General features: G+C 49.4%; 9 protein-coding genes. 1 reads left to right on the top strand and 8 read right to left on the bottom strand.

The window, feature by feature from the left end; all coding sequences use genetic code 11:
- The first annotated feature begins 173 nt into the window (after positions 1-173).
- Positions 174-947, top strand: a complete 774-nt coding sequence (locus IPP66_14555) for a class I SAM-dependent methyltransferase (protein ID MBK9926493.1) — start codon at positions 174-176, stop codon at positions 945-947.
- 47 nt (positions 948-994) lie between these two features.
- Here the strand turns inward: IPP66_14555 and IPP66_14550 are convergent, their stop codons facing one another.
- From IPP66_14550 to IPP66_14515, 8 genes are all read right to left on the bottom strand, one after another.
- On the bottom strand, positions 995-2356 hold the full coding sequence (locus tag IPP66_14550; GenBank protein MBK9926492.1) for a beta-glucosidase: 1362 nt from the start codon (positions 2354-2356) through the stop codon (positions 995-997).
- Between the two features lie 66 nt (positions 2357-2422).
- Entirely contained in the window at positions 2423-3271 is an 849-nt protein-coding gene (locus IPP66_14545; protein ID MBK9926491.1) for a hypothetical protein, read from the bottom strand.
- Positions 3271-5700 (bottom strand): glycosyl transferase, encoded by a 2430-nt coding sequence (locus IPP66_14540; protein MBK9926490.1) that lies wholly within the window; start codon positions 5698-5700, stop codon positions 3271-3273. The genes IPP66_14545 and IPP66_14540 overlap by 1 nt, the downstream gene beginning before the upstream one ends.
- Before the next feature lie 13 nt (positions 5701-5713).
- Positions 5714-6793 carry a hypothetical protein gene (locus tag IPP66_14535; protein ID MBK9926489.1) on the bottom strand — a complete coding sequence of 360 codons (1080 nt, stop codon included), beginning with the start codon at positions 6791-6793 and terminating at the stop codon, positions 5714-5716.
- A 10-nt stretch (positions 6794-6803) separates the two neighbouring features.
- On the bottom strand, positions 6804-8783 hold the full coding sequence (locus IPP66_14530; protein MBK9926488.1) for a glycoside hydrolase family 3 C-terminal domain-containing protein: 1980 nt from the start codon (positions 8781-8783) through the stop codon (positions 6804-6806).
- Complete coding sequence (locus IPP66_14525; GenBank protein MBK9926487.1) at positions 8780-9457, bottom strand: ABC transporter ATP-binding protein; 678 nt, start codon at positions 9455-9457, stop codon at positions 8780-8782. The genes IPP66_14530 and IPP66_14525 overlap by 4 nt, the downstream gene beginning before the upstream one ends.
- On the bottom strand, positions 9454-10449 hold the full coding sequence (locus IPP66_14520) for an ABC transporter ATP-binding protein (protein ID MBK9926486.1): 996 nt from the start codon (positions 10447-10449) through the stop codon (positions 9454-9456). The genes IPP66_14525 and IPP66_14520 overlap by 4 nt, the downstream gene beginning before the upstream one ends.
- Positions 10450-10538: 89 nt before the next feature.
- Positions 10539-13457 carry an ABC transporter permease gene (locus tag IPP66_14515; GenBank protein MBK9926485.1) on the bottom strand — a complete coding sequence of 973 codons (2919 nt, stop codon included), beginning with the start codon at positions 13455-13457 and terminating at the stop codon, positions 10539-10541.
- Positions 13458-13524 lie beyond the last annotated feature (67 nt).

Genomic DNA, 13524 nt, shown 5'->3' with positions numbered 1-13524 from the left:
TTCAATCATTTTACAAAAATCAACAGGAGAAATGTTGCGATTAATTGACTCTTTGACCGTCATTAATTGACTCTTTCAGAGCAATTCTCGTCCAGCCAGCCATTAAAACTGCCTCGACAAGCCTTCTTTCCCCTCTTACAATTCCCGCCACACACCGCACAAGGAGACACCGCATGGACATCCGCTCGTACAATCGCGAAGCATGGAATCGCGAAGTGGAAGGCGGCGAAAGCCGTTGGACAAAGCCCTTTGATTCTGAAATCATTGCCAGGGCACGAAAAGGCGAGTTCAGTATATTGCTCACAGAAAATATCCCTGTGCCACGCCGATGGTTTCCTCCGCTTCACGGCGCAGACGTGCTATGTCTGGCATCGGGCGGCGGCCAACAGGGACCTGTCCTTGCGGCGGCTGGCGCGAATGTGACAGTCTTCGACAATTCCCCAGCCCAATTGAAACAGGATCAGCTTGTGGCTGAGAGAGAAGCGTTGCTGATTCGGACAGTGGAAGGCGACGCGGCAGATCTATCCATGTTCGCAGACGAGTCGTTCGATCTGGTATTCAATCCCTGCTCCACAGTTTTTATGCAAGACGTCCGTGCTGTTTGGAAGGAATGTTCCCGCGTTTTGCGTCCGGGCGGAATTTTGATGACAGGTTCGATGAATCCCATTCACTATATTTTCGATTTGTTCAAAATGGATGAAGGCGTTCTTGAAGTCACGCATCAGATCCCCTATTCAGATTTGACAAGCCTGCCCAAAGAAGATCTGGACGAACAACTTGAAAAGGGATTGCCTGTTGAATTTGGTCATTCCCTCACTGACCTACTCGGCGGTCAAATGGATGTGGGGTTGGTCGTCACAGATATGTTCGAAGATTACATGATCGAATCCCCCCTGCATAATTATCACCCCAGCTATATCGCAACGAGATCTGTCAAAAGTAAGTGAATCAAAAAGTCGACCCAGTACTGGGTCGACTTTGCTTTGTATTTTTTCTAAAACCCGTTCTTCTTGATGACGCCTTTATACCATTTGGCGCTGTCTTTCAATATGCGTTTCTGCGTTTCATAATCCACCCACACAATGCCAAAGCGTTGGCTATAACCAAACGACCATTCGAAGTTATCCATCAGTGACCAGACAAAATAACCCGCTAGTGGAACTCCCGCCTGAATGGCACGATGCGATGCGGTGAAATGAGTACGCAAATATTGCGTGCGGAATTCGTCTGGCACATTGCCGTTTTCATCGGGTGGTGTTGAGTAGCTTGCCCCATTCTCGGTGACATAAATTTTGAGAGGCTGGTAATGGAAATAGACCCTGCCAAGCACACCCGTTAGCCCATCAGGGTAATTTTCCCAACCCATCTCCGTCCAATTCTCTGGAGTCTTCGGTTTGGAAAAAACAGTTTGCGGGTTATTATCAGGGTCATTCGCACGAGACAGTTGTCGAGCATAGTAATTTAGCCCAATAAATTCTGTTGGCGTGGCAATCACATCCATATCGCCTTGTTGTACGAAATCAAGTCCATTGGGAAGCGCTCCCTGCCTGGTAAAAGCTTCAACCATATCGGATGGGTATCCATACCCATATACAGGATCCGCAAACCAGCGGAACCATTTGCCGTCACTTTCACGAGCGAGTTTCATGTCCATCGCGCTATTGGACGCCGCCGCCTTCCAGCCGATGTTAAGTGTTATGCCCACTTCCACATTCGGACTATTGCGCTTGATGACAGGAATCGCCCATCCATGAGAAATCAACAAGTGATGCGCGGCACGGGTTGCTTTAGAGTAGTCTTTCGTGCCTGGTGCATGGATGCCTGACTCGTATCCCATCCATGCGACGACAGCAGGCTCGTTATGTGTGATCCACTTCGTGACACGGTCACCAAGCGCACGAGAAACTACATTGGCGTAATCTACAAAAGCTTCCGCTGTTGAACGGACAGGCCAGCCGCCTTCGTCTTCGAGTACCTGTGGAATATCCCAATGATTGAGCGTAACGAAAGGCGTAATACCTGCTTCAAGCAGGCCATCTACCAGTTTGCTGTAAAAGTCGAGTCCCTTTTGATTGACCTTGCCACGCCCAGCAGGCAGAACACGAGGCCACGAGATCGAAAAGCGATACGCTTTCAACCCGATCTTCTTCATCAAGGCGATATCTTTTTTCCAACGATTGTAATGGTCGTCCGCTACATCGCCCGTATCGTTGTTACGAATATTTCCAGGTGTGTGAGTGAATCGATCCCATGTGGATTCCCCCTTGCCGTGCTTGTTCCATGCTCCCTCGATCTGGTACGAGGCTGTTGCCGCACCCCAGAGAAAATTGTCAGGGAAGATGATCTTGTTTGCCATTTGATACTCCATAGTCCATGAAATCGTAGATCTCGATTAAAGCAAGACCCACTTACTACTTACCAATTACTTATTCAACAGATCGCCGATTATACGAGCAGTTTCGAGATTTGCGGGAAACTCCCCAACGGTCACTTCCCACGTCTCATTCAACGTTACTGATTCCCCGTTTCGCAATGTCTTCAGCGCTCCAAGCGTTTCCAGTTCGATACACACATCTCTGACATACGCTTGCACATTAGTGTTCAAATCAGGAAGCGCACCTTCTTCAACGCCAAAACGCTTTACGAACAAGGCATTGCCCATTGCATAAGCGATCCAGCCATGTGTATTACAGTTTCCAATCTTTGCGGCTTGCTCCGATGCCGTACCGTGCAATAATATAAAATCATCGTGCAATTCCAAACGGTCGTCCTTCAAGCTTGTATATGGCCACAACACAAGATTTCGATTCGGCGCAAGACCATCCTTGCTAGATAACGGTAATATCCCCATGCCACCCAATCGCAACTGTGTGATACCCCATGGAGCAAGCGTGATCGGCTTATCACCATGCCACGTGATCTTTTGTGAAAGATGCACACGGTGCCCGTCCAGCCTCACCGCAATCTCTTTCTCCAAGCCTGAAGGATCTACAGGGCTTCGCAACGTCACGCCATTACCCTCAATTACGGTCACACCGTCTTCGGGACAGTTGTAAAACGAATCTTCAGGTGCCTTCCACAAGCGATGTCCGCCACGCAAATAAAATTCCCCATGCGGCACAGGCCAATGTATATCGGGCGTTTCAGCAAGCAGGTTGCCATCCACGCCCATTGGATACAAACCGATAATACGAGGCCCTGTTGTGATCAGATATTCGAGTCGCAAAAATTCATTTTCAATAGATGCAGATGGAAGCCTTGATTCGGACATCACGACCCCAACACCACTTCGACATGGACTTCGCTCACACCTTTTTCTGCTCGAATCAAACTTCCTTCAACCTGCTTCCCGTTTACTGTGACCTTTTCCACGCCCTTACAGACATGCTTCGGATTCTTCACCGTGATGTGATACGTCACGCCGCGATATTTGCGTATCGCTGTAAAGCCGTCCCACTTGGATGGAATACACGGATCGATCAACAAGCCATCATACTCCGCACGGATTCCCAGAATCCATTGCGTGCCAGCCTGATAACTCCACGAGGCCGTACCAGAAAGCCATGAGTTACGTCCCAATCCAAATTGTGGATGTTCATCGCCAAGAATGTTTTGAGCGTAAACATATGGCTCAATTTCATACAGGTCAATCGAATCGTTTTTACCAGCAGGGTTGATCTGTGAATAATACTCGTAGGCACGGTCACCGTTGCCAAGCATGGTCTCTGCGATCATTGCCCACGGATTCGGGTGCAAGAAGATACCACCATTCTCCTTCGCCCCAGGCGGATACGTCGTCACACCGCCGTAGTTTCTGTCATAGCCATTGAACCCAGGAGCTGAGAGCTTGATGCCATACTTCGTATTCAACTTCTCATAGACCGATTGCATGGCCCGCTTCGCCCGTTCACTGGAAGCAAAGCCAGACAGCACAGCCCATGATTGTCCGTTGAGATAGATCTGTCCGTATTTATTCTTACTGGAGCCAAGCGGCTCGCCTTTGTTATCGAAATAACGGACATACCATTCACCATCCCAGCCATGCTCTTCGATGCGAGATTGCATTTCCTTGTATGCTTGTTCAAATTCACCTGTGGGTTGGCCAATGAACTTGAGCAACGCAATAAACTCGCGTAAAGCAACACCGTACAGATTCGCCGTGAATAACGACTCTGCACCAGTGGGCAGATTGACTGTATCGTTCCAGTCCGCAAAGCCAAGGAGCGGGAGTCCGTGGGCACCAATGTCTGTTCGGGTGAAGGTCAAGCCTCGTTTCGCATGATCAAGCACGGACGAAGATTGAAGCGGCTTTCCATCCTTATCTTTTTCATAGTAGGGAATCACTTCATCCAAAAACGAAACATCGCCCGTCTCTTTTACGTATGCCGTAATACCGAGAATGCTCCAAAGGTGGTCGTCGCTGTAATAATGTGGACGGTCTTCCATCTCAAGCGAATCGCCTTCGTTACCCTCGAGTGTGAGCGGATTGAATTGGTGCAACGCCGAGCCGTTCGCTTTCTGGAATGATAGAAGCAATTTCAAAAACTCTTTTGCATCCTGCGGATTATTCGCCATCGTGCCAAGCAAGTCTTGCGACGAATCGCGCATGCCAATGCCGCGCGCGCCAAGACCAAGTTGATAATACGAAAGATAACGCGACCACTGGCGAGTGGTATGACATTGATGAGGATTGTGAATGTTGACTGTGCTATTGAAAGCGGGGTCGGGTGTATTGACTTGTAACACGTCGAGATAGGTATCCCAAAAAGCTTTCATTTCCGCGAGCGCATCTTCAATGGACTTGGGGTTGCGATACTTCTCGACACTTTTCTTCGCCGCATCATAGTTCGGCTCCTGACCCAATTGCGTGATAAGGCGTTTCGTCTCACCGGGTTGAATTGTGCCGAGATGATGAAGCAAGGCGGCAATATTATCGCCACGTAGTGCTTGCGTGTTCGAGAGCTCATCGCTTTGCAGGCTGAGCGGATTCGCCCACGTACCATATTCATTGTCGCCAAGGAATTTTTTACGATCAGTCTCAAAGGATGATGCAGGCAAATTCGATGTAAAGAAATTATGCTTCGTATCGCGGTGCATAAATGGATACTGAACCAGCACGGTGAACTCACCATCCCTCAACATCTTCGATTGCATGGTCTGTGGAATCCAATCGGCATTGGTGAATTGTTGTAAGGCACTGGGATGAGTGTATTCCAATACAGGGATCGCATCCACTTCGAGCGGTTTTTTACTGACGTTGGTTACTTTAATGTCACGCACTTCTACAGCGGCGCCTGTGGGGACAAGGATCGTCACTTCGGTACGGAGTCCATACACTTCACTGATAATGCGGGTGTATCCAAGCCCAACATGGCATTCGTACTTATCATAGGAGTCGAGAGTGGGAACATAAAACGGAGAAAAGACTTTGTACTTCGCTTCGTCTGCGCTATCGCTCCGCTCAGCGCGATGAATTCTGAGATATAAAGTCTCACCCTTGAAGTCAGACGACGGCATCTGCTGAACGTACTTCGTAATACGGTTAAAGGTTGGATCGTTCTTGCAGATGATTGCGCCACCTGTGTGATCTACAAAGCCGCCAAATTGAAGCGTGCCGATATAGTTGATCCACTTCGCAGGCGTGCGCGGATTCGTGATGATATATTCACGGTTGGGGTCGTCAAAGTATCCGTATTTCATTTTTACTCCTAAATTATTTTTCAAACCCAGGCCAGGTTTCCACCCAGCCGGGCCGCGCCAACTCTGTTTTGAAAACGTCAAACACAGCCTCAGATGAGTTCATACGCCAATCTGTTTCTTTATTGGTATTAAACCAGACTGCGGCACGAATCTGTGGATAAGCGTTGCTGATTTTTTGGAAGGCATCTGCTACCCAAGCGGCCTTGTCGCCGCCCTTGTCGCTAGATGCAAACTCACCGATGATGATCGGTTTATTCGAATTGATCTGCTGTAGTCGTGCATATGTCGGCGCGTATACCTCATCAAAGGTTTGCCAACTACTCCAAGATTGACTGGTGCCCCAGTTATATCCATCCATGCATAGCCAATCTACATATTCATCACCAGGGTAATAGTTACCGATCTCGTTCCAAGCCTCGCCCAGCTTATCACCCATCAGAATGTTTGGACACCAAACCCACAGGACATTGGTTGCCTTTTCTTCCTGAAAAACATCATGGATATGGTGGTAAGCATCTACGAACAGTTCTGGGCCATCGGGTTTGAGCAGGTCACCATATTTATCAGGGACAACACCACCGTTCTTCGTGCCACTCCAGATATACCAATCGCCATTCATTTCATGTCCCCAACGTAACAGTAAGGGATGACCAAAAGCCCCAGCATCGCGAGCGAACTCCCGGATGTAGTCATCCTTTTTCCCGTCAACAATAGCTTTGAGCGGTTGCAAAGCGTAAGGGTCATCCACACCGGTTAAGGTAGCTTTGTATTCCCAGGTCGATTCGGTAATCCATCCATTTTCCAGGTTACTTGAAAATGCCCCAGCGTTGAACGGACTACCCCACTGGTGATAATACAATTGAACAGCGAATTTTTGACCAAGTTGCTGTTCAACATCCTGTCCACCCTGGAATACGCCAAAGTACACTCCTGGCCACGAAGAATAGTCGGGCATGGGAGCGAGAGTCGGAGTCGGTGAAGCAGTCTGCGCTGGTTCAACAGTCAACGTTGATGGCTGTGCAGGTGAAGCCAGTGGTGTACAACCTGTCAACAAAATCAAGATCGAGATGGAGAGAAAACTTATAAGTCTCATTTGTTGATATTTATGGGCAAGCCGCGATTTCCGGGGATGGTTCACCGATGATTAGGCCATATCCGAGCGGGAAGAGCGGAGCGTCACAACCAGTTTTGTTCTTTAAATTGTTGATATTGATCGGAAGTTGTTCCATGGTGCGAGGCCAGGAATAAGACAATTTCCCGGTGAACGGTTGATCGCCGAACAATACATCAGCAATGCCGCTTCCACCTTCGGTGCCAGGGAGCCACGCCGCCACCCATGCATCTCCAAGCGGAAGTTGATCTGTGATCACACGCGGACGCCCCGAAAGCAAAATTACAACGATGGATTTGCTTTGCTTTCGTGTCTGTTCAAGAAGTGTGATCTCAGTTTCAGTGAGTGAAATATCTGCCGCATCTCCAACACCTTCAGCATATGGTTTCTCCGCAAGGACAACAATCCCAACATCTGCAACGAGCGGATTACTTTCAGCATCCTTGAACTCGCTGAAATCAGCATCACGATTAAATTCAATACGCGTCTCAGGGTCTACCATTGGGCGAATACCACTCAGAATTGTCGTACCTTCATTGTCGTTACCGGGTTGACCCTGCCACTGGAGCGTCCAACCACCGGACTGCAAACCAATATCATTGGCACCTTCACCAGCCACAAAAATGACCGGGGTATCTTTTTTCAACGGCAGGGCATCATTCTCATTCTTGAGCAATACAAGAGACTCACACACTGCCTGACGAGCCAAATCCAAATGTTCTTTAGAACGGACAGTCTGTTGATACTTCGCGTCTGGCATGGGATGTTCGAACAAGCCCAAAGCGAATTTAACTCTCAAGATGCGGCGCACAGCCTCATCTACGCGAGATTCGGGGATGTCGCCATTGTTGACCGCTTCCTGCATCGTCTCAATAAATTGAACATAATTCTGTGGCACCATATTCATGTCAACGCCTGCATTGATGGCAGTGACGACTGAAAGGTAATAATCGTCAGGATAGATCTGGTCAATGGCCTGCCAGTCAGAGACGATGAAACCGTTGAAACCAAGTTCGTTCTTGAGGACCTTTGTCAGCCAATATTGCTGGGCATGCATCTTCGTGCCGCGCCAACTGCTGAAGGATGCCATTACACTCATGGCACCTGCGTCTACTGCGTCTTTATAAGGCGTCAAATACAACTGCCGAATAACATCCTCTGGAATTTGCACATTGCCCTGATCGAGCATATAGCGCGTGTTCATATTGGTGGTCCGTGAGGAGGCCCATATAGTGCCACCATCACCAAGGTAATGTTTAGGCGTTGCCAATGTGAACAAGGTCTGGCCTTGAGTTGGTGAGTCTTCAGACTGCAACTCCTGCATCCCTTTGGTATAGGCAGTGCCAAGCCTTGATACGAGCTCTGTCTCTTCACCAAAACCTTCATACGTGCGTCCCCAACGTACGTCCTGCACCACTGCCACAACGGGAGCAAAATTCCAGGGAATGCCACTGGCAAGGATCTCCTCAGCCGTTGCCCTACCGATCTTATTCACCAAGTCAGGGTCGTTTGTCGCGCCGAGACCGATGTTCTGCGGGAAGATGGTCGCATTCTTCATGTTCCCGTGACCATGTACAGCATCCACGCCATAGATCATCGGAATTTTTAACCGCGTAGCCAGGGCTTCATTCTGGTAAAGCTCGATCATCTGATACCAACCCAAGGGTGTATTCTCAGGAGGTGCACCACCGCCCCCATTGAGAACAGAGCCGATGTAGTACTTGGTAATATCACCCGACTTGAGGCTGAACCGCTCCACTTGAGTCATCTGCCCGATCTTTTCATCGAGCGTCATGCGCTTGAGAAGGTCTTCTACACGTGTCTCGATGGGCTGTGATGGGTCGGTATAAATGGCTGTGCCAAATACATCACCCACTTCCGCTTCTGTGATGGGAGCTGGTGTAACCGTCGCTTCACCACAAGATGAAACGAGCAAAGAAAGAAGAAAGAGAAATGAAATGATCTTTTTCATTGCACCACCACCCCATCCTTCAGCATCAACACCTGATGCACATACGGATCCACCAGCGGATCATGCGACACCATTAACATCGTGATCTTCTGAGATTCAACAAGTTCACGGAAGAATGTCAACAACTCACGCGTCGTCTTACTATCCAATTCGCCAGTTGGCTCATCGGCCAAAATCAATCTGGCACGATTCGCCAGCGCACGAGCAATTGCCACACGCTGTTGCTGACCACCAGACATTTCATAAGGGCGATGATCCTTCCACTTGCCCAAGCCAACCATATCCAAACATTCCAGCGCGCGTTTACGACGCGCCTCATATTCATCACCTTTGATGCGCAACAACAACTCAATATTTTCATAAGCTGAAAGTGTTGGCAACAACCCGAACGACTGAAACACCAAACCGATCTGTTCCCGCCGCCACACTGTCGCGTCAGCATCGCTCAACTGCATCATGTCATGCCCCAACACCATCGCTGAACCCGAGGTCGGTTTATCGAGACCCGCCAAACAGTTTAACAACGTTGTCTTGCCACTACCCGAGCGTCCCTTCAACGTCACGAACGTTCCTTCTTCCACGTTTAAATTTACACCACGCAACGCAGGGATCTCCGCGCCCGTCTTTGATGTATATACACGCCACAAGTCTTTTGTTTCGATGACAAGACTCATCTCTTCAACCTCTTCTGAATCCCAGAAAGGATCCCTGCCCAAAGCTGACTCAACTTCGATGAACCTTGCATCGCTTCATCCTTAACTTCAATCTGCTCCTCCGCCGAGAGGTCTTGTACTTCGCTGCGAGCTTCTCCCTCCGGCTTGCGAATCAGGATACCCTCTGCAGTGGTTTCAATTGTCACACGGCGTTTGATATCGAATTGTTCCAGATACTCGCGAGGCAACTGCACACGTCCCGCCGAATCCAACACTGCCAGCTCAACATGATGCTCTCCCCCATCCGATCGTTGCACGCGGACTGTCTCGCTCGCCAGTTTGCCATCTCGCACAGCGACGACTCGGTCTACGTGTTTGGCAATGCCCGGATCGTGCGAAACAATCACCATCGTGAGTCCGAGGCGTTTGTTCAAGTCACGCAAAAGATCATAGATGGTCTGCGCTGTCGAAGTATCAAGTTCGCCTGTGGGTTCATCCGCAAGTAATAATGTAGGCTTATTCGCCAGAGCGATACTGATCGCAATACGCTGTTGCTCACCACCAGAGAGTTCCTCAAGGCGATGGCCCATACGATCCCGCAAACCGACAAGTTCCAGTAACTCCATGGCACGCTCGCGCGACGGCTCGCCAACCTGACCTGAAAGCGTGAGAGGCAATTCCACATTCTCCAATGCCGTGAGATACGGAATGAGGTTACGCGTGCCATGTTGCCACACAAAGCCTACTTCATTGAGACGATACGCATCGAGCGCCGTTTCGCTCAATGTACCAAGGTTGTGTTTGCCAACAAAAGCCCGTCCACCCGTTGGGCGATCCAAACCACCTAACACATTCAGCAACGTGGATTTACCACTGCCGCTTGCGCCCACAACGCCAAGCATTTCACCGCCGTTAACGGTGATGTCCAGTCCTTGCAAAGCCTGCACTTCTACCGAAGCACCGCCCTCCTGATGCAGGCTATATATTTTTACGAGGTTTTCACATACGATCAAAGGTTCTGTATTCATACGCTCAATTCATTACAAACTATTTAATCTCTTCAGGATTATTCTTTTCGCCAACTGATAACTGCTTACTCGTATTATGTTGTCTCTCCCAGCTTGATCGCTTGGAAGATCTTCATTCTTACAAGCAACGCTGAGAGCGCGCTCAATGCCGCAAAGAAGAGCAGAGCAAATAAGATATAGATCTGCACAATGGATAACCACGCGATCTGGATCTGGAATGGCGGATATTGCGCCTGCGCACTTGCCCCGATCTGTAAGAACGGAACAAAAATACGGCTGGCAAATACGCCGAGCGCAGTCCCTACGCCAATACCAAGTAAGACGAGGAAAGCCAGTTCAGCCGCCAACAGGGCTGTCATCTGCTGAATGGACAAGCCAACAGCACGCAACATACCCATCTCGATGAAGCGCCGTCTAAACGAGAACAACGCATACAGCAGGAAACCCAACACGGTCAACAAAGCTGATGCGACAAACCCAACGGAGAGCAGACCGAACAAGCCTTGTCGTTCAGGGCGTCGTTGTTCTGCACGAATATTGAGTTCGGCTGACGACCATTTTTCAACGATAGTATTCAAACCGTCTCGTTCAAGCTTGGATTGGTCGGCACGGTTGTCGAGGATGATACTGAACCCACGCACACCATATGCGATCTTTTCAGGGTCAGCTTCATTGGTGGTATCAAGCCACACTTCATGTGGATATTCTCCGCCTGCTCGCAGATACAGTTCTTCCAAGTTACCTACGAGGAAAGCGCCATCGGTCTCAGGTGTCCAGGTCGGGAAGAGATCGAACGTCCCGACAACTTTCGCTTGCAATGGAGTAGATTGTCCGGCGAAGCCTGTGGTGATACCAAGTGGAACCGTGTCACCCACTTTCAACTTATGTTTTTCCATGAAACTACGAGGCACAAGGATGCCTTCTGGGACAGCAGCGAGTTGATTCATCAATACACCAAGCTGTTCCGTTGCGAAGTCTCTTTGCCAGTAAGCGGTGGCAGGGAAGGTTAGGCGATCTACGCCAAGGAAAGTCCCTTCTTCGGCGCCATTGGGAAAGATCGCTGTAAATTTATAGCGTCCTACACGAGTGGCAGAATTGACATTAGGAAGGATGAGATGGTCTTCCACAGGGCCAAACGTATACACGGGGTTATCGCTATTGTCGTTGACCGTAGTACCCAGCTCATACAAGTTCATATCTGCACCAACCTGATAGTGCATCTGTTTATCGAGGTGACGGTCCAGAGTCAATGCAAGCGAGGCCGTGAATGTGGAAAGGCCTAACGTCAACACAAGCAAAACGAGAGGCGCGTTATACAATGCAGGACTACGCCCAAGGTAACGCGCGGCCATCAACATGCCGACGCTATTGGAACGATCCAGTATTCGGGAGAGAAAGTCCATGAAACGCGGAACAAGCCGAAGGGTGAAAAGAGCGACGGAGAAAATTCCCAAAGCTGGGACAAGCAATAAGAGTGGATTCTGCAAAGGATCAGGAAGAGCCTCCGATCCCTCTAAAGCCTGTTTTGATTCCTGCATAAGTTGCCAGAGACCATACCCTGCAGGAATGAGCAGGAATACATCGATGTAGAATTTTTGCCACCAAGGTGTATTAAGCGTACGGGCACGTTCCTGTTTGTAAGTAACAACTGTATTCTCGGCCGCACTCAAGGTAGGGATAATGACCTGGATCAACAACACGAGCGCAATACCCAATAGACCATACCCAAGCGCCTCAGGTGTAAGGCTGATGCGCAAACCACCCTTTGCACTGAAATCAAGGAAACTTCGCGCCTTGCCTGTGACACCTGTGATCCAATATCCGAGACCAACACCACCTACAAGGGCAACTGCACCAAGGATGACACCCTGCAAAAGAGATATGCCCACCACCTGCATTTTGCTGGCGCCACGACTGCGCAAGATCGCCATTTCACCGCGTTGCTGATTGACGAACAACCCTGCGACCAGACCAATAAACGCAAGAATGAGGCTCAAGATCGGCACGCTAAACGCAAACAGCAAATACGTGAGGCGCGGGGCATTTTGCTGGTAACGGGCCAAAGCTTCCAGCGGTGAAGCGATCAGTTTTGTTTCAGGCATGAGCACGATGGCCTGCCCTGAGATCGCATTGATGCGGTCCACAAGGCCACTTACATCTTTCGCATGCAGGCTTGAACCACTTGCAACAATGGTCCACATGGAACTGGTCAACTCGGTTGCCAGTTTGTCACTAATGACACCTTTATACGACTCTTCATCCACCAATAACCACTTGCTTGAATCTTGTTCCCAATAAGGAGCCTTGGGATCGGTCTCGCGCCATATGCCCGTGATAAGCACAGGGATACGTCCATTGTCTGTGCGGACCGTGTAACTATCGCCAATCTGTATGCCATATTTGACGACCAGATCTTCATGGACCAATGCTTCCACCTGATCACCATCTCGTATCAGGGAGGTAAAGGGCTTGGGATATGCACCATCCACTAACTTAATGGCAACGTCATCCATGGGGGTGACGAAAGCAAAGCCAACAGTTGTCAGTGAATATTGTGTGCCGGGCTTGTTGGTATCCAACGGTGGGAACAGGGAATAGTTTTCCGTGCGGAACCTGCGGATCGTCTGCAAGATGGGAAGCCCCACATCCTTCAATGCCTTCCCAGAAAGGTACGCATCCACATTCTCGACCTTGCTCCATTGCGGACTATTCTTGCCGATCCCTTTGAATTCAAAAACAAACGAGAGTGGTGCATAATCTACGGGTCTTTGGGCCAACTCAAGTTCGTGCCCTACAAGAATCTCTTCACGCAACAAACGGAAATAGGTCGCATCGGCGAACAAAGGCACGCTCAGGATGAATCCCGAAGCGATCATTAACCCAACAATCGACGCAATGCTAAGAAAGCGTTGTGTCAACAGACGCTTGAAAGCGACCTGTGACGTTGCCCATGTTTGCAGGGCGAAGGAAATAAGCGGAGAAAAAAACTTCATAATGTTATGTGTAGCGGGTTGGAGTGTACACATTGCATGTTACGAGCAACCACTGGTGTGCGGCATC

It is taken from the genome of Candidatus Defluviilinea proxima, assembly GCA_016721115.1.
Lineage (GTDB): Bacteria > Chloroflexota > Anaerolineae > Anaerolineales > Villigracilaceae > Defluviilinea > Defluviilinea proxima.
This window is presented reverse-complemented; position numbering and strand designations above follow the sequence as displayed.